Annotated in this window: 19 protein-coding genes; 8 read left to right on the top strand and 11 right to left on the bottom strand. The window is 72.0% G+C overall.

What is annotated here, in order from left to right; all coding sequences use genetic code 11:
* Positions 1 to 36: 36 nt before the first annotated feature.
* A complete protein-coding gene (locus ACIQPR_RS41385; RefSeq protein WP_403660097.1) occupies positions 37 to 510 on the top strand; it encodes a DUF6099 family protein in 474 nt (157 codons plus the stop codon).
* Positions 511 to 542: 32 nt separating this feature from the next.
* Here ACIQPR_RS41385 and ACIQPR_RS41390 read toward each other — a convergent pair whose 3' ends face one another.
* Positions 543 to 716 (bottom strand): hypothetical protein, encoded by a 174-nt coding sequence (locus ACIQPR_RS41390; RefSeq protein ID WP_403660100.1) that lies wholly within the window; start codon positions 714 to 716, stop codon positions 543 to 545.
* A gap of 243 nt (positions 717 to 959) precedes the next feature.
* On the opposite strand from ACIQPR_RS41390, the gene ACIQPR_RS41395 reads away from it, so the two are divergent.
* Positions 960 to 1883, top strand: coding sequence for an LLM class F420-dependent oxidoreductase (locus tag ACIQPR_RS41395; protein ID WP_403660103.1), 924 nt, complete (start codon positions 960 to 962; stop codon positions 1881 to 1883).
* A gap of 38 nt (positions 1884 to 1921) precedes the next feature.
* Here ACIQPR_RS41395 and ACIQPR_RS41400 read toward each other — a convergent pair whose 3' ends face one another.
* Complete coding sequence (locus tag ACIQPR_RS41400; RefSeq protein ID WP_403660106.1) at positions 1922 to 3397, bottom strand: MFS transporter; 1476 nt, start codon at positions 3395 to 3397, stop codon at positions 1922 to 1924.
* A 164-nt stretch (positions 3398 to 3561) separates the two neighbouring features.
* On the opposite strand from ACIQPR_RS41400, the gene ACIQPR_RS41405 reads away from it, so the two are divergent.
* The 3 genes from ACIQPR_RS41405 to ACIQPR_RS41415 all read left to right on the top strand — a co-directional run bounded on the left by ACIQPR_RS41405 (position 3562) and on the right by ACIQPR_RS41415 (position 8401).
* On the top strand, positions 3562 to 4227 hold the full coding sequence (locus ACIQPR_RS41405; protein ID WP_403660109.1) for a TetR/AcrR family transcriptional regulator: 666 nt from the start codon (positions 3562 to 3564) through the stop codon (positions 4225 to 4227).
* A gap of 131 nt (positions 4228 to 4358) precedes the next feature.
* Positions 4359 to 5822 (top strand): 3' terminal RNA ribose 2'-O-methyltransferase Hen1, encoded by a 1464-nt coding sequence (locus tag ACIQPR_RS41410; RefSeq protein WP_403660111.1) that lies wholly within the window; start codon positions 4359 to 4361, stop codon positions 5820 to 5822.
* Entirely contained in the window at positions 5819 to 8401 is a 2583-nt protein-coding gene (locus tag ACIQPR_RS41415; protein WP_403660114.1) for a polynucleotide kinase-phosphatase, read from the top strand. Before ACIQPR_RS41410 ends, ACIQPR_RS41415 begins: the two co-directional genes overlap by 4 nt.
* Before the next feature lie 3 nt (positions 8402 to 8404).
* On the opposite strand, the gene ACIQPR_RS41420 is transcribed toward ACIQPR_RS41415, so the two are convergent.
* Both ACIQPR_RS41420 and ACIQPR_RS41425 read right to left on the bottom strand, forming a co-directional pair.
* A complete protein-coding gene (locus tag ACIQPR_RS41420; protein ID WP_403660117.1) occupies positions 8405 to 9304 on the bottom strand; it encodes a hypothetical protein in 900 nt (299 codons plus the stop codon).
* Positions 9301 to 10377, bottom strand: a complete 1077-nt coding sequence (locus ACIQPR_RS41425) for an SPFH domain-containing protein (RefSeq protein ID WP_403660120.1) — start codon at positions 10375 to 10377, stop codon at positions 9301 to 9303. The genes ACIQPR_RS41420 and ACIQPR_RS41425 overlap by 4 nt, the downstream gene beginning before the upstream one ends.
* A gap of 161 nt (positions 10378 to 10538) precedes the next feature.
* On the opposite strand from ACIQPR_RS41425, the gene ACIQPR_RS41430 reads away from it, so the two are divergent.
* Both ACIQPR_RS41430 and argF read left to right on the top strand, forming a co-directional pair.
* On the top strand, positions 10539 to 11762 hold the full coding sequence (locus ACIQPR_RS41430; RefSeq protein WP_403660123.1) for an arginine deiminase: 1224 nt from the start codon (positions 10539 to 10541) through the stop codon (positions 11760 to 11762).
* A gap of 101 nt (positions 11763 to 11863) precedes the next feature.
* Complete coding sequence (gene argF / locus ACIQPR_RS41435; RefSeq protein ID WP_403660126.1) at positions 11864 to 12871, top strand: ornithine carbamoyltransferase; 1008 nt, start codon at positions 11864 to 11866, stop codon at positions 12869 to 12871.
* Positions 12872 to 12880: 9 nt separating this feature from the next.
* Here the strand turns inward: argF and ACIQPR_RS41440 are convergent, their stop codons facing one another.
* The 6 genes from ACIQPR_RS41440 to ACIQPR_RS41465 form a co-directional block, all read right to left on the bottom strand.
* Complete coding sequence (locus ACIQPR_RS41440) at positions 12881 to 13336, bottom strand: ATP-binding protein (protein ID WP_093629617.1); 456 nt, start codon at positions 13334 to 13336, stop codon at positions 12881 to 12883.
* A 261-nt stretch (positions 13337 to 13597) separates the two neighbouring features.
* Positions 13598 to 14809, bottom strand: a complete 1212-nt coding sequence (locus tag ACIQPR_RS41445) for a sulfate adenylyltransferase subunit 1 (protein ID WP_403660129.1) — start codon at positions 14807 to 14809, stop codon at positions 13598 to 13600.
* A 2-nt stretch (positions 14810 to 14811) separates the two neighbouring features.
* Positions 14812 to 15711 carry a sulfate adenylyltransferase subunit CysD gene (gene cysD, locus ACIQPR_RS41450; RefSeq protein WP_403660132.1) on the bottom strand — a complete coding sequence of 300 codons (900 nt, stop codon included), beginning with the start codon at positions 15709 to 15711 and terminating at the stop codon, positions 14812 to 14814.
* Entirely contained in the window at positions 15708 to 16259 is a 552-nt protein-coding gene (gene cysC / locus ACIQPR_RS41455; RefSeq protein WP_403660135.1) for an adenylyl-sulfate kinase, read from the bottom strand. Before cysC ends, cysD begins: the two co-directional genes overlap by 4 nt.
* 87 nt (positions 16260 to 16346) lie before the next feature.
* Complete coding sequence (locus ACIQPR_RS41460; protein WP_403660138.1) at positions 16347 to 17195, bottom strand: PaaX family transcriptional regulator C-terminal domain-containing protein; 849 nt, start codon at positions 17193 to 17195, stop codon at positions 16347 to 16349.
* A 108-nt stretch (positions 17196 to 17303) separates the two neighbouring features.
* Positions 17304 to 17498: a DUF5999 family protein gene (locus ACIQPR_RS41465; protein WP_262064304.1), complete on the bottom strand. Its 195-nt coding sequence runs from the start codon at positions 17496 to 17498 to the stop codon at positions 17304 to 17306.
* A 282-nt stretch (positions 17499 to 17780) separates the two neighbouring features.
* Between ACIQPR_RS41465 and ACIQPR_RS41470 the strand changes: the two genes are divergently transcribed.
* Positions 17781 to 18212, top strand: coding sequence for a DUF6299 family protein (locus ACIQPR_RS41470; RefSeq protein WP_403660141.1), 432 nt, complete (start codon positions 17781 to 17783; stop codon positions 18210 to 18212).
* Positions 18213 to 18314: 102 nt separating this feature from the next.
* Here the strand turns inward: ACIQPR_RS41470 and ACIQPR_RS41475 are convergent, their stop codons facing one another.
* Positions 18315 to 18923 carry a flavin reductase family protein gene (locus tag ACIQPR_RS41475; RefSeq protein WP_403660144.1) on the bottom strand — a complete coding sequence of 203 codons (609 nt, stop codon included), beginning with the start codon at positions 18921 to 18923 and terminating at the stop codon, positions 18315 to 18317.
* Positions 18924 to 18993 lie beyond the last annotated feature (70 nt).

Here is an 18993-nt window from a genome sequence, read left to right on the forward strand (position 1 = left end):
TGCGAACAGCGCGTCGGGACATGACGGGGGCAGCGGATGGACGCGATGCGGCTCATCCTGACGAGCAGGCGCGCCCTGGCGGGGAGCGACGATGTGCCGCAGACCATGACGGAGGTGTGGCAGGCGCAGGCCCTGGCCCAGGCGATCGGCAGCCGCCTCGCGGTCTTCGGCCCGCCCGAACTGCGCGGCGAGGCACTGGGGTTGACCGAGCTGGCGGGCCGGGGCTGCGGTGTCCTGGACACCCCGGTGCTCGCCGTCGAGGACCTGCGGGCCGCGCAGCTCACGGAGTTGGGCGACGCCCGGCTCGCCCTGCTCTGCCTGGGCGGCCTGCTCGGCGAGGTCGGTATCGCCCTGGTCGGCATCGCCTGCGCGGCGGACGACGAGGGGACGTACTGGCAGTGCATGGAGGCGATCGACGCGGCGGACGAGTCACGGGACCGGGTCCTGGAGATGCTGCGAAGACTGGCGGACCGGGAGCGGGCGGAGATACCGGAGCGGGAGGCGGGGTGACCGAGACGTCCGCCTCCGGCGCCGCGGCGGCGTCAGGCGGTCGCGCCGCCCTCCTCGGCGGGCGCCGACCCCGTGCTCGCGGCCGACAGATCCGCGTCGAGGGCGGACAGGTCCGCGTTCAGTGACGCCATCAGCTCCTCCATCTGCTGCAACAACCCCTTCGGTTGCGCGGTCCCGCCCTGCTGCGGCACGGCTTCTTCGGACATGACGGCCTCCTCGGCCCGTGGCCCCCGGAAGCGGAGGCCGATGCGGTTGACGCCCCGGCGTCGCCTCGCCGGTGCGGGAATCCCGGCGGTCCGGCTCCGCCCGAGCCAACGATCATCATCCGGGCCGGTCACTGGCACGGGCAGTCCCGAGCGCACGGTTGACGCAAGTTCACCCGACCGGGCAGGCGTGGGGTCCGGGGGACCGGTGGGGTCGAGGGGCCGGTCGGCGTGCAGGATGGAGGTATGGATCTCCGTATCTTCACCGAGCCCCAGCAGGGCGCCACCTACGACACCTTGCTCGCCGTGGCCAAGGCCACCGAGGATCTGGGCTTCGACGCCTTCTTCCGCTCCGACCACTTCCTGAGCATGGGGTCCGGCGACGGCCTTCCCGGTCCCACCGACGCCTGGCTGACCCTGGCCGGACTCGCCCGCGAGACCAGGCGGATCCGGCTCGGCACCCTGATGACGGCCGGTACCTTCCGCCTGCCCGGCGTGCTCGCCATCCAGGTCGCACAGGTCGACCAGATGTCCGGCGGCCGGGTCGAACTCGGCCTGGGCGCGGGCTGGTTCGAGCAGGAGCACAAGGCGTACGGCATCCCCTTCCCGAAGGAGAAGTTCGCCCGTCTGGAAGAGCAGCTGGCCATCGTCACCGGACTGTGGGAGACCAAGCCCGGTGAGACCTTCGACTTCCACGGCACGTACTACGACCTGACCGACTCGCCCGCGCTGCCCAAGCCCGCGCAGGCCCGCATCCCCGTGCTGATCGGCGGGCACGGCGCGAGCCGCACGCCGAAGCTGGCCGCACGGTACGCCGACGAGTTCAACATCCCCTTCGCCTCGGTCGAGGACAGCGAGCGGCAGTTCGGCCGGGTCCGTGCCGCCGCCGAGGCGGCCGGCCGCAAGGCCGACGACCTCGTCTACTCCAACGCCCTCGTCGTCTGCGTCGGCAAGGACGACCAGGAGGTCGCCCGCCGCGCCGCCGCGATCGGCCGCGAGGTCGACGAGCTCAAGGCCAACGGCCTGGCGGGCTCCCCGTCCGAGGTCGTCGACAGGATCGGCCGCTACGCCGAGGCCGGTTCCCGGCGCGTCTACCTCCAGATCCTCGACCTCGACGACCTGGACCACCTGGAGCTGATCTCGGCCCAGGTGCAGTCGCAGCTGTCGTAGCGCCGAGGGGGCCGGTGCCCCTGACCGCGCCCCGGCCCCTACCTCGCCGCTGCCCCCGCCCCGGCGGAGGCCGCCGTCGGCACGCCCGCGCCGACGGCGGACCGCCGGCCCGGCAGGAACGCGGCCAGTGCCAGGGCCGCCAGGGCCGCCACCGAACCGATGCCCATGATCACGCGGAAACCGTTGTGGGAGGGGACCGTCAGCGAGCCGAACGTCGTCGTCATATGGGCCAGTACGACCCCGGCGACCGCGCTGGAGGCCGACGTGCCGATCGAACGCATCAGACTGTTCAGGCTGTTCGCCGCGGCCGTCTCGGACAGCGGCACGGCCCCCATGATCAGCGCGGGCATCGCGCCGTAGGCGAGGCCGACCCCGGCGGAGATCACACAGCACACCACGACGACCTGCCAGACGGCGGCCAGCATGACGACCCCGAGGCCGTAACCGGCGGCCACGATCAGCGCGCCCAGCATGAGGGTGACCCGGGGCCCGGCCGCCGCCGAGATCCGCGCGGACAGCGGCGCCGTGGCCATCATCACCAGGCCGGAGGGGCCCAGCGTGAGGCCCGCCGCGAGCACGGTCTGGCCCAGGCCGTAGCCGGTGAGCGTGGGCAGTTGGAGCAGTTGCGGCACGGCCAGCGACATCGCGAACATGGCGAAGCCGAACACCACGGACGCGAGGTTGGTCAGCAGCACCTGGCGCCGCGCGCTGGTCCGCAGATCGACCAGCGGCCGGTCGGTGCGCAGCTCCCACCAGCCCCACACCAGCAGGACGGCGACGGCCGCGACGAACAGTCCGGTCGTCGTCCCGCTGCCCCAGCCCCAGTCCGCGCCCTTGGAGACGGCGAGCAGCAGACACACCAGGCCGATCGACAGCCCGACGCCGCCCACCACGTCGAACCGGCCGCCGCTGCGCACCGCCGACTCCGGTACGAGCGCCACGACGAGCACGGTGACCACGGCGCCGAGCACCGCCGCCGTCCAGAACAGCACGTGCCAGTCGGCCTTCTCGGCGATGAACGCGGCCGTGGGCAGCCCCAGCGCACCGCCCACCCCCAGCGACGCGCTCATCAGCGCGGTCGCCGATCCCAGCCGCTCGGGCGGGAGTTCGTCGCGCATGATGCTGATGCCGAGCGGGATGACCGCCATCGAGAAGCCCTGGAGCGCCCGTCCGACGATCATCGGCGCGAGCGAGTCGCTGAGCGCGCCGACCACCGAACCCGCTATCAGCAGCACGAGGTTGAGCAGCAGCATCCGCCGCTTGCCGTACATGTCCCCGAGCCGCCCGACCACCGGGTTGGCGACGGCACCGGCGAGCAGGGTCGCGGTGATCGCCCAAGTGGCGTCGGACGGCGAGGAGTTCAGCAGCTTCGGCAGTTCGGGCACGATCGGGATGATCAGCGTCTGCATCAGCGAGACGGTGATCCCGCCGAGGGCCAGGACCCAGACGACGGCGCCGGAGCGCGCGGGCCCGGACCCCTCGGCGGGCGGGGTGGGGACAGCGGACGCGGACATGGCGAAGCCTCCGGCTGGTGCGTACGACAGGGGGCCGAACGAAACGAGTCTGGCATGTTTTTCGTACGCCATACGCAAAATAATGGGAGCCGGGCCCGGAAAGTGCCGGAGCGGTAGCCTTCCCCTGTCCGGGCACGGCTGTCACGGACGGAGAGGCGCAGCGGATGACGCAGGTGGCGACGGGTTCCGGCCGCCGGGGCAGGGGGCGCCCGCCCCGGCTGTCACGGGAGCGGATCGTCGAGGGCGCGGTCGAGGTACTGCTCGCCGAACCCGCCGTGTCCCTCACCATCAAGCGGGTCGCCGACGCCGTCGGCGCCGCCCCCATGGCCCTCTACCGCTACTTCCCGGACCGCGACGCCCTCCTCCAGGCCGCCGCCGACCACGTCCTGGAGGCCATGCGCCGCGACCCCATCCCCGAGGGCCCCTGGCCCGACCGGCTCCGCGCCTGGATGCGCGCGGGCCAGGCCAACCTCCGCCCCTACCCCCAGCTCATGCCCTACATGACCACGACCCGGCACCCCGCCTGGACCCCCGGCCTGACCCGGCTGCGCGAGATCCTCGCCCCCGCGGGCCTCTCCCCGCAGGACCTGGCCCTGGCCGTCACCCTCATCTCCTCGACCATGCTCGGCCACGCCGTCTACGAGGGCCACCGCAGACCCGACGAGGAGATGACCGCCCTCCTCGACGACAGCCCCGCCCCCGACCCGGCGGCGGACGCCCTCCGCCCCCTCCTCGCCGGCCTCCCGGCCGCCCACGCCCGCCTCTTCGACACGATCCTCGACCAGACGGTCGCGACGGTGCGGCGGCTGGCGGACGGCCCCGCGCGATAACCGAAGGCGCAGCTCGCCCGGCCTGTGCGAAGGTGGGGCGGTCGTCCTGCCGAGCCCCCGGGTGTCACCGGCCCCGGGGGCTCCCGCACGTACGCCACCACACCCCGTCCACCGTCGGAGAGGTCCTCCGCATGTTCCTGACGATCAGTACCACCGGCACCCCCGAACTCCCCGCCACCGACCTCGGGTTCCTGCTGCACAAGCATCCCGGGAAGGCGCAGGCGTTCTCCACGTCCTACGGCACGGCACACGTCCTCTACCCCGAGGCGGATGCCGGGCGCTGCACGGCGGCGCTGTTGCTGGAGGTCGACGCGGTGGCACTGGTCCGGCGGGGCAAGGGCAATGGGCGCGGGGGCGCGCCCGACGCGGCGCTCGCGCAGTACGTCAACGACCGTCCGTACGCGGCCTCTTCGCTGCTCGCCGTCGCCCTGAGCGCGGTCTTCTCCAGCGCCATGCGCGGTGTGTGCGACGCCCGCCCCGAGCGCGCGGCCCGGCCGCTGCCGCTGCGCGTCGAGGTGCCCGCGCTGCCCGCCAGAGGCGGAACCGACCTCGTAACCAAGCTCTTCGAGCCGCTCGGCTGGACGGTCACCGCCCGACCGGTCGCGCTGGACGCCGAGTTCCCCGAGTGGGGCGACTCGCGCTACGTGAGCCTCGTACTGGAGTCGGAGACGCTGACGCTCGCCGAGGCACTGCGCCACCTCTACGTCCAGCTCCCGGTCCTCGACGACGCCAAGCACTACTGGGTGGCCGCCGACGAGGTCGACAAGCTGCTGCGGGCCGGCGAGGGCTGGCTGCCCGCGCACCCCGAGCAGAAACTCATCACCAGCCGCTATCTGTCCCGCCGTTGGTCCCTGACCCGGGAGGCGATGGAGCGACTGGAACTGGTACGGCTCGCCGAGGCCGACGACAGCGAGGTCGAGGACATCGACAACGCCGTCGCGACGGAGACGGAGACCGAGGAGAAGCCGACGCCGCTCGCCGTGCGCCGCCGGGAGGCGATCGTCGAGGCCCTCAAGGCGTCCGGCGCCACCCGCGTCCTCGATCTCGGCTGCGGCCAGGGCCAGTTGGTGCAGACGCTGCTCAAGGACACCCGGTTCACGGAGATCGTCGGCGTCGACGTGTCGATGCGCGCGCTCACCATCGCCGCCCGCCGCCTCAAGCTCGACCGCATGGGGGAGCGGCAGTCCTCGCGCGTCCGGCTCCTCCAGGGCTCGCTGGCCTACACCGACAAGCGCCTGGCGGGCTACGACGCCGCCGTGCTCAGCGAGGTGATCGAGCACCTCGACCTGCCCCGGCTGCCGGCGCTGGAGTACGCGGTGTTCGGCGCCGCCCGCCCGAGGACGGTCCTCGTGACGACCCCGAACGTCGAGTACAACGTCCGCTGGGAGACCCTCCCGGCCGGACACGTCCGCCACGGCGACCACCGCTTCGAGTGGACCCGCGCCGAGTTCGGCGCGTGGGCGGCGAAGGTGGCCGGGCGGCACGGTTATGACGTCGAGTTCGTACCGGTCGGACCCGACGACCCCGAGGTGGGACCGCCCACCCAGATGGCGGTATTCCAGCAGGTGACCACGGAGGAGGCGAAGGCGGCATGACCGAGACACAGGTTTCCGGGAACGAGCAGCGGGGGCGCGTCCTGCCCGTCACCGACCTCTCCCTCGTGGTCCTGATCGGCGCCTCCGGCTCCGGCAAGTCCACCTTCGCGCAGCGCCACTTCAAGCCGACCGAGGTCATCTCCTCGGACTTCTGCCGGGGCCTGGTCTCGGACGACGAGAACGACCAGAGCGCCACCCGGGACGCCTTCGACGTCCTGCACTACATCGCGGGCAAGCGCCTCGCGGCCGGTCGCCGCGCGGTCGTCGACGCGACCAGCGTGCAGCAGGACAGCCGACGCCAACTGATCGACCTGGCCAAGCGGTTCGACGTCCTGCCCATCGCCGTCGTGCTCGACGTGCCGGAGGAGGTGTGCGCCGAGCGCAACGCCGCCCGCGCCGACCGGGCCGGCATGCCGCGCCGCGTCATCACCCGCCACACCCGCGAACTCCGGCGCTCCCTGCGGGGCCTGGAGCGCGAGGGCTTCCGCAAGGTGCACATCCTGCGCGGGGTCGAGGAGATCGACAACGCCTCCGTCGTCACCGAGAAGCGCTTCAACGACCTGACCCACCTCACCGGCCCCTTCGACATCGTCGGCGACATCCACGGCTGCGCCGCCGAACTGGAGTCCCTGCTCGGCAAGTTGGGCTACGACGACGGCGTCCACCCGGCGGGCCGCACCGCCGTCTTCGTCGGCGACCTCGTCGACCGCGGCCCGGACTCGCCCGGTGTGCTGCGCCGGGTGATGTCCATGGTCGGCTCGGGCAACGCGCTGTGCGTACCGGGCAACCACGAGAACAAGTACGGCCGTCACCTCAAGGGCCGCAAGGTCCAGCACACCCACGGCCTGGCCGAGACCATCGAGCAGATGGACGCGGAGAGCGACGAATTCCGCGCCCGAGTAAGGGAGTTCATCGACGGACTGGTCAGCCACTACGTCCTCGACGGCGGCCGGCTCGTGGTCTGCCACGCGGGCCTGCCCGAGAAGTACCACGGCCGCACCTCCGGCCGGGTCCGCTCGCACGCGCTGTACGGCGAGACGACCGGCGAGACCGACGAGTTCGGGCTGCCGGTGCGCTACCCGTGGGCCGAGGACTACCGGGGCCGCGCGGCCGTCGTCTACGGCCACACCCCGGTCCCCGAGGCGAGCTGGCTCAACAACACCATCTGCCTGGACACGGGCGCCGTCTTCGGCGGCAAGCTCACCGCGCTGCGCTGGCCGGAGCGGGAGTTGGTCGACGTACCGGCCGAGCGGGTCTGGTACGAGCCGGCCCGCCCGCTGCGCTCGGAGGCACCCGGCGGCCAGGACGGCCGTCCGCTGGACCTTGCGGACGTGCACGGCCGGCGTGCCGTCGAGACCCGGTACGCGGGCCGGGTGGCGGTCCGCGAGGAGAACGCGGCGGCGGCCCTGGAGGTCATGAGCCGCTTCGCGGTCGACCCGCGCCTGCTGCCGTATCTGCCGCCGACGATGGCGCCGACGGCGACCTCGCGGGAAGAGGGCTACTTGGAGCACCCGGCCGAGGCGTTCGCACAGTACGCGCAGGACGGGGTCGCACGGGTCGTGTGCGAGGAGAAGCACATGGGCTCGCGGGCGGTGGCGCTGGTGTGCCGGGACGCGGAGACGGCGCGCAGGCGCTTCGGCGTCGACGGCCCGACGGGCTCGCTCTACACCCGCACCGGCCGCCCGTTCTTCGACGACCCCTCCGTGACCGAGGAGTTCCTCGGCCGGCTGCGGACGGCGCTGGACGCCTCGGCCCTCTGGGCGGAACTTGCTGCATCGGACAGCGCCTCCGGCGCGGGCGACTGGGTGCTGCTGGACGCGGAGTTGATGCCGTGGTCGCTGAAGGCGTCCGGGCTGCTGCGCGGTCAGTACGCGGCGGTCGGCGCGGCTTCCGGGGCGGTCTTCCCGGCCGCGCTGGCCGCGCTGGAGACGGCCGAGGGCCGGGGCGTGGACGTGTCCGGCCTGCTGTCCCGGCAGCGCGAACGGGCCGCCGACGCCTCGGCGTTCACGGACGCGTACCGCCGCTACTGCTGGCCGACCGACGGCCTCGACGGCGTCCGCCTGGCCCCCTTCCAGTTCCTCGCGGTCCAGGGCCGCAGCCTCGCCGCGCTCCCGCACGACGAACAACTCGCCCTGCTGGACCGCCTGGTGGAGCACGACAGCACCGGCCTCCTCCAGACCACGCGCCGCCTCTACGTCGACACCGGCGACCCGGAGTCGGTACGGGCGGGCGTCGACTGGTGGCTGGAGATGACCGGCCGGGGCGGCGAGGGCATGGTCGTCAAGCCGGTCGGGGCGGTGGTGCGCGGCGAGAGCGGCCGACTGGTCCAGCCGGGCATCAAGTGCCGCGGCCGCGAGTACCTGCGGATCATCTACGGCCCCGAGTACACCCGCCCCGACAACCTCGCCCGCCTGCGCGGCCGTTTCCTCAACCACAAGCGGTCGCTGGCGATCAGGGAGTACGCGCTCGGTCTGGAGGCGCTCGACCGGCTGGCGGAGGGGGAGCCGCTGTGGCGTGTGCACGAGGCGGTGTTCGGGGTGCTGGCGCTGGAGTCGGAGCCGGTGGACCCGAGGCTGTGACGGTCAGCCGACCAGTCGCAGCCGCTGTCCGCACACTCCGACGCCGACCGTCTGCCCCCAGGTCAGTTCCAGGGAGTCGGACTCCATGCCGTCCCCGAACACGATCAACTGCTCGGACTCGACGGTGAGTCGGAGGGAGGCGGAGCCCGCCAGTTCGCCGGCCACCAACGACGTCCCCGTCACCGGCGAGGGCCACGCCTCCCGTACGAACCACACCAACCGGTCCTCCGAGGGGTGTGGCAGGGCGAGCGCGCTGCTCCGCTCCTGCCACACCGACCGGAGCCATCCCGTGGCTCCGGTGCCCGTTCCCACGAGCACCCCGGAGGACGCCTGGGCCTCGACGACACCCCCGTCGCCCTCCAGACCCAGGCGGTATCGGGCCGTCTGGTGACCGACGGCGCCCAGATAGATCTCGTTCAGCGCGACCAGCCGCTGGGTGTCGTCGGCCACGGCCTCGACCATGGTGAGTTCGTCCGCACCCGTGCCCGCCGCGAGGGCGGAGGCCAGCAGGACGCCGGCGTCCGCCGGCCGGTGCCGCACCAGGACCCCCGGGTTGCGGCCCGGGTCCGTGTCGAAGCCCAACACCGGCTGTCCGGCGAGGTACTTGGCGACATTCGCGACCAGCCCGTCCTGCCCGACCACGACCACCACGTCCTCCGGCGCGAACAGGAACCGGTCCAAGTCGGCCCGCTCGACCTGTGTCTGACGCCAGGTCAGCGGAACCGCGGAGGAGATCTCGGCCAGCGCCCGCCGGGCGCGGCGGTGCCGTTCGGCGACCTCCTCGATGTCCCGCCCGCGCGAGCGCAGGAAGTAGGCGGCCTGGCCGTGCGTCCCGTGCCGGGCCACCAACTCCTCGTACTCCGTGGTCCGGTGGACGAGGACGACCCGCGGTGCCAGACTCACGCGCCGGCCCCGCCACCGCCGCCGAGCCGGGCGAGCAGCCCCGTCAGCACGTCCGGCGAGATGGTGACGCTGTCGATGTTCGGCAGGTTCTCCGCGAGCCGCGTCCCGGTGAGCGCGTTCAGCGTGGCGACGTCGACATCGGCGTGCACCCGCAGCCAGGCCGCCTGGGCGTAGGCCCGCGCGTCGCCCACCTCGCGCGAACCCTCGGCCTCGGCACGGGCGAGCCGTACGGAACGGGCCGCCTCGGCGTCGGCGAGCCGTACCGTCCGGGTGGCCTCGGCCTCCGAGAGCCGTACCGTGCGGGTCGCCTCGGCCTCCGCGCGCACCCCGTCGGCCGCCGCGTGCTCCTCGGCCTCGCGGCGGGCGTTCGTGCCGCGCTGGTCGACCAACTGCTCCTCACGGCGGGCGAGTTCGATCTGGCTGTCGAGCTCGTTCTCGGCGATGGCCCGTTCGCGTTCGACGGCCACCGCCCGCCGTTCGTAGGTGGCGCGGTCCGCCTCCTGCTGGATCTGCTCGCGGGCCGGGGTGCGCAGCGCCCGCTCCACCTCGGGTTCGGGCCGCAGCGCCATCACACGGACGGCGACCACCTCGATCCCGGTGGCCGGGAGGCGGGGTTCGGCGCCGAGCCCGGCCGCGATCCGCTCCCGTACCGCCGTCACCCCGTCGACCAGCGCGGACGAGAGGGAGGTGCGGGCGAGCACGGCCAGCGCGTGCTGCTGGGCCGTCTCGGTCAGCAGTGTGCCCAGCTGTTCCAGGGGCGCGCCGCGCCACACACCCGTGTCCGGGTCGACGGAGAAGTCGAGCCGCGCGGCGGCGAGGGCCGGGTCGCTGATCCGGTAGGTGACGGTCGCCTGGACCGCCACGTCCTGGAAGTCGGAGGTGCGGGCGTGGAAGGTCATGGCCAACTCCCGGTCGTCGACCGGCACTTCGGAGAGCGCCGCGGTCAACGCGCGGAACCAGAAGCTGAGTCCGGGCCCGTCGTGCAGCAGTTTGCCCGAGCGGTGGTGGCGGATGTGCGCCGTCGGCGCCCCGCGCAGGTGGCGCCAGCCCAGGCGCCGGGTGATGTCGGCCATCAGAGTCCCTCAGATCCGGTCAGCGGGATCCCGTGGGACCCCGCATCGATCTCGTCAGTAAGACGATAATCGCCCGCCGCAGTTGTCGTCAAGAGGACGAGAACAAGTGACAGTGCGACAAGTAGGGGGTGAACTCGGTCGGAGATGGTCAGGATGGAGACATGGCACTCCATGTCGACTCCGAGACCGGGCGGCTGCGCCGCGTCATCCTGCACCGGCCGGATCTTGAGCTCAAAAGGCTCACGCCCGGCAACAAGGACGCCCTCCTCTTCGACGACGTGCTCTGGGTGCGCCGGGCGCGCGCCGAGCACGACGGCTTCGCGGACGTACTGCGCGACCGGGGAGTCACCGTCCACCTCTTCGGCGACCTGCTCGCCGAGGCCCTGGCGATCCCGGCGGCCCGCTCCCTGGTCCTGGACCGCGTCTTCGACGAGAAGGAGTACGGCCCCCTCGCCACCGACCACCTGCGCGCCGCCTTCGAGGCGCTGCCCGCCGCCGAACTGACCGAGGCGCTGGTCGGCGGGATGACCAAGCGCGAGTTCCTGGCGGCCCACGCGGAGCCGACTTCCGTCCGCTTCCACGTCATGGACCTCGACGACTTCCTTCTCGCCCCCCTCCCCAACCACCTCTTCACCCGCGACACCTCCGCCTGGATCTACGACGGCGTCTCCGTCAACGCCATGCGCTGGCCGGCCCGGCAGCGCGAGACCGTGCACTTCGAGGCGATCTACCGGCACCACCCGCTCTTCCGCAGCGAGAAGTTCCACGTCTGGTCCCAGGGGCAGGCCGACTATCCGTCCACCATCGAGGGCGGGGACGTCCTCGTCATCGGCAACGGCGCGGTGCTCATCGGCATGAGCGAGCGCACCACCCCGCAGGCCGTCGAGATGCTCGCGCACAAGCTGTTCGCCGAGGGCTCCGCGCGCACGATCGTGGCGCTCGACATCCCCAAGCGGCGCGCCTTCATGCACCTCGACACGGTGATGACGATGGTCGACGGCGACATCTTCACCCAGTACGCCGGGCTCGGCCTGCTGCGCTCGTACACCATCGAACCGGGCGTCGGCGACAAGGAGTTGAAGGTCACCGACCATCCGCCGGAGCACATGCACAACGCCATCGCCGCCGCCCTCGGACTGGACCGGATCCGGGTGCTGACCGCCACCCAGGACGTGCACGCCGCCGCGCGCGAGCAGTGGGACGACGGCTGCAACGTCCTCGCCGTCGAGCCGGGCGTCGTCGTCGCCTATGAGCGCAACGCCACCACCAACACGTTCCTGCGCAAGCAGGGCATCGAGGTGATCGAGATCCCGGGCAGCGAACTGGGCCGGGGCCGGGGCGGACCGCGCTGCATGAGCTGCCCGGTCGAGCGTGAGGCCGTGTAGAAGGCCGCGCAAGGGGCCGTATAGAAATTCGAGGTATCGTATAGAATTCCAATCGTCCCTGTTCTCGCGTACCCCTGTACCCGCACCGATGGAGCGCCCCCATGGCGACAGTCCCGACCGCCCTCGCCGGCCGCCACTTCCTCAAGGAGCTGGACTTCTCCGAGGAGGAGTTCCGCGGTCTGATCGAGCTGGCCGCCGAGCTGAAGGCCGCCAAGAAGGCCGGGGGCGAGACGCGGTACCTGTCGGGGAAGAACATCGCGCTGATCTTCGAGAAGACCTCGACGCGCACCCGCTGCGCGTTCGAGGTCGCGGCGGCCGACCAGGGGGCGTCGACCACCTACCTCGACCCGTCGGGCTCGCAGATCGGGCACAAGGAGTCCGTGAAGGACACCGCGCGTGTGCTCGGCCGGATGTTCGACGCCATCGAGTACCGGGGGGACAGCCAGGCCGCCGTGGAGGAGCTGGGGGCGTACGCGGGCGTGCCGGTGTACAACGGGCTCACCGACGACTGGCACCCCACCCAGATGCTCGCCGACGTGCTCACCATGACCGAGCACTGCGCCAAGCCCCTCAAGGAGATCGCCTTCGCCTACCTCGGCGACGCCCGCTTCAACATGGGCAACTCCTACCTGGTCACCGGCGCGCTGCTCGGCATGGACGTACGGATCGTCGCCCCGAAGGAGTACTGGCCCGCCGAGGGGATCGTCACCGCGGCCCGCGCGCTCGCCGAGCGGAGCGGCGCGCGCCTCACGCTCACCGAGGGGATCGAGGACGGGGTCGCGGGCGCGGACTTCGTCGTCACCGACGTGTGGGTCTCCATGGGCGAGCCCAAACAGGTCTGGGACGAGCGGATCGCGGCCCTCGCGCCGTACGCCGTGACCATGGACGTGCTGCGGGCCACCGGCAACCCGGACGTCCGGTTCCTGCACTGCCTGCCGGCCTTCCACGACCTCGGCACCAAGGTCGGCCGCGAGATATACGAGACCCACGGCCTCGACTCGCTGGAGGTCACCGACGAGGTCTTCGAGTCGGCGCACTCGGTCGTCTTCGACCAGGCGGAGAACCGACTGCACACGATCAAGGCGGTCCTGGTGGCGACGCTCGCCTGACCGGCACGGTCAGCCCGCCGGACGCCACTGGGCCGGTACGACGGGCAGCCGGAACCACACGGCCTTGCCCGACTCGGTCGGCCGGTGGCCGCACGACGAGCTGAGCGCGCGGATCAGCAGCAGGCCGCGGCCGTGCTCCTGCCAGGGGTCGGGCTCCTCGTCGGCGGGCTTGGTCAGACTCACCGGCGGCTCCGGGTCGGGATCGTGCACCTCGACCCGGCAGCCGGAGGGCAGCAGCTCGACCACGAGCTCTATGGGGGCGTCACCGGCGGTGTGCTCCACCGCGTTCGCGACCAGCTCCGCCGTCAGCAGCTCCGCGGTGTCGCTGTCGGCCGTGTGCTTCACCTCGGACAGAGCGGTACGGACCAGTGCGCGGGCCACCGGCACGGCCGCGGCGGTGTGCGGCAGTGCGATGCGCCAGGAGGCGGAGGCTGAGGGGCGTTCTTGCAAGGCGGGTCCGTTCATGGAGCAGGCTGTCCTGCTTTCAACTATATGAATGGTACGGCGCCCTTTGTCAGGGTCTCTCGGCGGGCGCCGCAGGGGACCTTCGTCCCGGTACCGAGCGGCATACCCGGTTCAACGCCCGCTCTCGCCCGACAGGTCCCGTTGTTACCGCGCTATTGACATTTCGTGACGGCTGCGACCGCGACAGGTCATTGCGCCACCGCACGAAAACGCCCTCGGCCCCCGTCCGGAACGGGGGCCGAGGGCGTGGCGGGGCGGGGATCAGGCCAGGTCGGCCATGCCCGCCGTGAGCGTGGCGCCGTCCGCCGGGTCGATCACCAGGAACGCGCCCGTGCGACGGGACACCGCGTAGTCGTCGAGGGCGAGCGGCTCGGCGGTGCGCAGGGTGATCCGGCCCAGGTCGTTCGCGGTCAGCTCGGCGGCCCCGCCGAGATCCCTGACCACGGCCTTCACCGTGCGGGTCGTATGGCGCAGCAGCACCCGGTCGCCGACCCGCAGCGGCCGGTCGGCCAGATGGCACACGGCGGCCCGGACGTCCCGGGTGAGCGTCGGCGCGTCGACCCCGGCGGTGATCATGTCGCCGCGCGAGACGTCCCGCTGGTCGGCGAGACGCAGACTCACCGACTGCGGCGCGTACGCCGCCCCGGCCTCGGCGCCGAGCACGGAGATCCCGGCGATCTCGGAGGTCGCACCGGACGGGCACACCGTCACCCGATCACCGACCCGCAGCGCACCGGACACCAACTGCCCGGCATACCAACGGACTTCACCGTCCCGGATCACGTACTGCACGGGGAAACGGGCCGGCGCGTCGGACGGATCGGCGCCGACCGGGACGTTCTCCAGGAACTCCAGCAGCGCCGGGCCCCCGTACCAGTCCATGTGCGCGGAACGCTCCACCACATTGTCGCCGACCAGCGCCGAGACCGGCACCGGCGTGAAGGACGGCAGCCCCAACTCGGCCGCGTGGCCCGCGAATTCCTCGACGATCCGCTCGAACACCGCCTGCTCGTACCCGACCAGGTCCATCTTGTTCACGGCCAGCACCACATGCGGCACCCGCAGCAGCGCGGCCACGGCGGCGTGCCGCACGGTCTGCTCCACGACACCGTTGCGCGCGTCGACCAGCACGATCGCCAGCTCGGCGGTGGAGGCACCGGTGACCATGTTGCGGGTGTACTGCACATGCCCCGGGGTGTCGGCGAGGATGAACCGCCTGCGGGGCGTGGCGAAGTAGCGGTACGCCACGTCGATGGTGATGCCCTGCTCGCGCTCGGCACGCAGCCCGTCGGTGAGCAGCGCGAGATCGGGCGCCGCCTGCCCACGATCGGCCGACACCCGCCGCACGGCTTCGAGTTGGTCCGTCAGCACCGACTTGGAGTCGTGCAGCAGCCGTCCTACGAGCGTGGACTTGCCGTCGTCGACCGAACCGGCCGTCGCGAACCGCAGCGTGTCGATGGTGGTCGTGCTCATGGTTAGAAGTACCCCTCGCGCTTGCGGTCTTCCATCGCGGCCTCGGACAGCTTGTCGTCGGCACGCGTGGCGCCCCGCTCGGTCAGCCGGGACGCGGCGATCTCGGCGATCACGTCGTCGAGGGTGGACGCTTCGGAGTCCACGGCCCCCGTGCAGGACATGTCACCCACGGTCCGGTACCGGACCTGGCGTTTCTCCACTGTCTCGTGCGCCTTCGGGCCGCCCCAGTCACCGGCGGTCAGCCACATCCCGTCCCGCGCGAAGACCTCGCGGTAGTGCGCGAAGTAGATCTGCGGGAGTTCGATGCCTTCGCGGGCGATGTACTGCCAGACGTCGAGTTCGGTCCAGTTGGAGAGCGGGAAGACGCGGACGTGTTCGCCGGGTGCGTGCCGCCCGTTGTAGAGGTTCCACAGCTCGGGCCGCTGTCGGCGCGGGTCCCACTGCGAGAACTCGTCACGGAGGCTGAACACCCGTTCCTTGGCGCGTGCCTTCTCCTCGTCCCGGCGCCCGCCCCCGAACACGGCGTCGAAGCGCTCGCTCTGGATCTTTTCGGTGAGGGGGAGGGTCTGGAGGGGGTTGCGGGTCCCGTCGGGTCGTTCGCGGAGCACTCCGCGGTCGATGTAGTCCTGTACGGAGGCGACGTGGAGGCGCAGTCCGTGCTGTTCGACGGTGCGGTCGCGGTACTCCAGGACTTCGGGGAAGTTGTGCCCGGTGTCGACGTGCAGGAGCGAGAAGGGGACCGGGGCGGGTGCGAACGCCTTGAGGGCGAGGTGCAGCATGACGATGGAGTCCTTGCCGCCGGAGAAGAGGATCACCGGCCGTTCGAACTCGCCCGCCACCTCGCGGAAGATGTGCACCGCCTCGGACTCCAGAGCGTCCAGATGCGAGAGGGAGAAGGTCACAGCAGCCCCCGCTCGGCCAGCACCGCGTACACCGCGTCCGCCGACTCCTGCGGGCTCTGCGTCTGCGTCGGCAGGGTGAGCGCCGGGTCCGTGGGCGGTTCGTACGGGTCGTCGACACCGGTCAGACCGGTCAGCGCGCCCGCGGCCTGACGGGCGTAGAGCCCCTTGACGTCCCGCTCGCCGCACACCTCCACGGGGGTCGCGACATGCACCTCGATGTACGGCGTCCCGCTCGCCTCGTGCCGTTTGCGGACGGCCTCGCGGCTGTCGGCGTAGGGGGCGATGACCGGGACGAGGGAGAGCACGCCGTTGCGGGCGAGGACCTCGGAGACCAGGCCGATGCGCTGCACGTTGGTGTTGCGGTCCTCGCGGGAGAAGCCGAGGCCCGCCGAGAGGAAGCGGCGTATCTCGTCGCCGTCGAGCACCTCCACCCGGCGCCCCTCGGCCTTCAGCCGATCGCTCAGCCGCTGGGCGATCGTCGTCTTGCCCGCGCTCGGCAGTCCGGTGAGCCAGACGGTGGCTCCCTGAGCCCTTGCCGTGGTGGTCATGCGCAACAGTCCTCTTTCTTACCCGACGAGCGACGTCGTCGAAGGCTAGGTAAGAACTCTGAGAGGACCTGCTAAAGAACCTGAGGTTTAGCTGAGTGGCCGCGGTGGGCCGAGTGGCCGCGGTGGCACACCCGCGAACTCCGCGCCCGCGTCCCGCAGCCGTGCGTGCAGTCCCCGGAACACCTCGGCCGAGCGGGCGCCCGGCCAGCCGCGGGGGAGCAGCCCGGCGGGCAGCCCGGGGTCGACGTAGGGGAGGTGGCGCCAGGAGTCCAGGGCGAGGAGGTAGTCGCGGTAGGCCTCCTCGGGCGGAGTGTCCGCGCGCCGCCGCCAGCCCTCCAGCACGCGCGCGTGACGGTCGAGGAACGCCTCGTGCTCCTCGGCGATGGCGGTCAGGTCCCACCAGCGGGCCACGGCCTCGGCGGTCGCCGCGAAGCCGAGGTGCTCACCGCGGAAGAAGTCCACGTACGGGTCGAGCCGCAGCCGCCCGAGGATGTGCCGGGTCTCCTCGTACAGACGGGCGGGCGCGATCCACACGCCAGGGGCGGCGGTGCCGAAGCCGAGGGCGGACAGCCGGGAGCGCAGGACGTGCCGCTTCTGCCGTTCGGACTCGGGGACGGAGAACACCGCGAGCACCCAGCCCTCGTCGTCCGAGGGTCCGGCCGCGTAGATCCGCCGGTCGCCGTCGTCGAGCAACTGCCGTGCCTCGGCGGAGAGTTCGTAACCGGCGGCGCCCTGGTCGGTGCGGGCGGGGAGCAGCAGCCCGCGCCGTTTGAGCCGGGACACCGACGAGCGCACCGAGGGCGCGTCGACGCCGGTGGCGGCCAGCAGCCGGATCAGTTCCGCGACCGGGACCGGGCCGGGCACGAAGCGGCCGTACGCGCCGTAGAGCGTGACGATGAGAGACCGTGGAGCATGCTGGTCGGACACGTTGATCATCTTAGGTCGTCAGCATCACTGCTGGTCACCTCGGGTACGCAAGCTCAACCTTCGCGGTCGGCAGACCACCGCGGGCGGCGCGTACGGAAGACGATCACCTGCGAACGGTCAGGCGGCGACGGCCAGTTGACCGGCCGGTACCCGGTGCGGGGCGACGATCCGGCCGTCGGGGAGCAGCAGGCCGCTGTCGTCGAAGACGATCGCGCCGTCGCACAGCAGCGTCCAGCCCTGCTCGGGGTGGGCGGAGACGACGTGCACGGTGTCGGTGTCGGTCACGGGGCACGAGGACTGGTGGGAACACATGGCGTACCTCCACGTCGGATGCGATCCGTTCCGGCGGCTCCTTCGCCGCCCCGCATCGCATGAACAGACCATCCTCCCGCCGCGAACTCATCGGAACGGCTTGCGGTGAAGCGTGACAACACGCGGACAACACTCGGACGGTTCCACGACGCTCGGTGCCCGGTCGCCACGAAGGAGTGAGGGCGCTCGCCCGGTCCGGACTCGCCACCGAAGGAGTGAGGATCACGGGCGTGGGGGCGCCCGACCGGTACCAGTGGAGCCCTCTACTTCAGGAGGTACTCCATGTCCCTGCGTTCCGCCCTCGGTTCGACGGCCGGTGCCACGCTGCTGCTGCTCGCCGCCGCCCCCGCCGCGACCGCGTCCGCCGACCCCTACGAGACGGTGACGGTCGACCCCACGGGCAGCATCGCCCCGGACGGCACCGTCACCCTTTCCGGTACCTACCGCTGCCTCGGCGCCTCGGGCCCGGCGTTCGTCAGTTCCTCCGTCTCCCAGGGCGACTCCGGGATCCGGCACGGCATCGGCGGCACCCGGGCGGTCTGCGACGGCATGGAGCACAGCTGGGAGAACTCCGGCAAGCCCTCGTCCGACCCGCTCACCCCCGGCCCGGCCCAGGTCGAGGCCACCGTGATGGAACTGTCCCCCCAGGGCGGCCTGCCCCTGCCCCGCTTCCACGCGGCACGGCAGCAGGCGATCACCCTGACGGACAGCTGAGGCCCGGCGTTCCGCCGCCATCGCGCCATAGGCCCTGAACCTCCCGCACGGCCGGCCCGTGCGGGAGGTTCCCTGTACGACGACCGGGAGGGACCGCTCCCCTCAACCCGACGCGGGCCGGTCGGTGTAGCGGATGCGGCGCAGCTCCCGCACCTCGCCGAGGGTGCTCCACTCGTCCTTGCCGAGCCGCGCCAGCGGACGCAGCCGGGTGACCTCCGGATGACCGTCGGCCAGGACGCCTTCGTCGACCGCGATGTGCACCACCCGTCCGAAGACCACGGTGGAGTCCCCCAGCCGCAGGGTGCTGTGCAGTTCGCACTCCAGCGCCACGGGGGAGCGCGCCACCCGCGAGGCCTTCACGCGCGCGGCGGCCTCGCGTGCCACACCCACGGCGTCGAACTCGCTGACGCCGTGCGGGAATTCGGTGGCGGTCCGGTTGACCTCGTCCATCAGCGACTCCGGGGCGAGGTTGACCACGAACTCCCCGGTGGCCTCCACGTTCCGCAGCGAGTCCTTGCGGCCGACCGAGGTGAACTGCACGACGGGCGGCCGGACCGACGACACCGTGAAGAAGGAGTGCGGGGCGAGATTGTCGACCCCGTCGGCGGAGACGGTCGACACCCAGGCGATGGGCCGCGGCACGACGGTCGCCGTGAGCAGGCGGTACACCGCGCCCGGTTCGAGGGCGGCCGTGCTGAATTCAGTACGCATGCCGGTGCTATATCAGACGACACGTCAACGGCCCGCCGCCGCACCGGTGACGGCGGTGCGGCGGCGGGCC

This window comes from Streptomyces sp. NPDC091280 (assembly GCF_044768565.1).
In the GTDB taxonomy this organism is placed as follows: Bacteria; Actinomycetota; Actinomycetes; order Streptomycetales; family Streptomycetaceae; genus Streptomyces.

What these genes read in the sequence shown, in the direction of transcription:
- ACIQPR_RS41385 (WP_403660097.1), top strand. Translation starts at nt 37, where the DNA reads ATGGACGCGATGCGGCTCATCCTGACGAGCAGGCGCGCCCTGGCGGGG.
- ACIQPR_RS41390 (WP_403660100.1), bottom strand. Translation starts at nt 716, where the DNA reads ATGTCCGAAGAAGCCGTGCCGCAGCAGGGCGGGACCGCGCAACCGAAG.
- ACIQPR_RS41395 (WP_403660103.1), top strand. Translation starts at nt 960, where the DNA reads ATGGATCTCCGTATCTTCACCGAGCCCCAGCAGGGCGCCACCTACGAC.
- ACIQPR_RS41400 (WP_403660106.1), bottom strand. Translation starts at nt 3,397, where the DNA reads ATGTCCGCGTCCGCTGTCCCCACCCCGCCCGCCGAGGGGTCCGGGCCC.
- ACIQPR_RS41405 (WP_403660109.1), top strand. Translation starts at nt 3,562, where the DNA reads ATGACGCAGGTGGCGACGGGTTCCGGCCGCCGGGGCAGGGGGCGCCCG.
- ACIQPR_RS41410 (WP_403660111.1), top strand. Translation starts at nt 4,359, where the DNA reads ATGTTCCTGACGATCAGTACCACCGGCACCCCCGAACTCCCCGCCACC.
- ACIQPR_RS41415 (WP_403660114.1), top strand. Translation starts at nt 5,819, where the DNA reads ATGACCGAGACACAGGTTTCCGGGAACGAGCAGCGGGGGCGCGTCCTG.
- ACIQPR_RS41425 (WP_403660120.1), bottom strand. Translation starts at nt 10,377, where the DNA reads ATGGCCGACATCACCCGGCGCCTGGGCTGGCGCCACCTGCGCGGGGCG.
- ACIQPR_RS41430 (WP_403660123.1), top strand. Translation starts at nt 10,539, where the DNA reads ATGGCACTCCATGTCGACTCCGAGACCGGGCGGCTGCGCCGCGTCATC.
- argF (WP_403660126.1), top strand. Translation starts at nt 11,864, where the DNA reads ATGGCGACAGTCCCGACCGCCCTCGCCGGCCGCCACTTCCTCAAGGAG.
- ACIQPR_RS41440 (WP_093629617.1), bottom strand. Translation starts at nt 13,336, where the DNA reads ATGAACGGACCCGCCTTGCAAGAACGCCCCTCAGCCTCCGCCTCCTGG.
- ACIQPR_RS41445 (WP_403660129.1), bottom strand. Translation starts at nt 14,809, where the DNA reads ATGAGCACGACCACCATCGACACGCTGCGGTTCGCGACGGCCGGTTCG.
- cysC (WP_403660135.1), bottom strand. Translation starts at nt 16,259, where the DNA reads ATGACCACCACGGCAAGGGCTCAGGGAGCCACCGTCTGGCTCACCGGA.
- ACIQPR_RS41460 (WP_403660138.1), bottom strand. Translation starts at nt 17,195, where the DNA reads ATGATCAACGTGTCCGACCAGCATGCTCCACGGTCTCTCATCGTCACG.
- ACIQPR_RS41465 (WP_262064304.1), bottom strand. Translation starts at nt 17,498, where the DNA reads ATGTGTTCCCACCAGTCCTCGTGCCCCGTGACCGACACCGACACCGTG.
- ACIQPR_RS41470 (WP_403660141.1), top strand. Translation starts at nt 17,781, where the DNA reads ATGTCCCTGCGTTCCGCCCTCGGTTCGACGGCCGGTGCCACGCTGCTG.
- ACIQPR_RS41475 (WP_403660144.1), bottom strand. Translation starts at nt 18,923, where the DNA reads ATGCGTACTGAATTCAGCACGGCCGCCCTCGAACCGGGCGCGGTGTAC.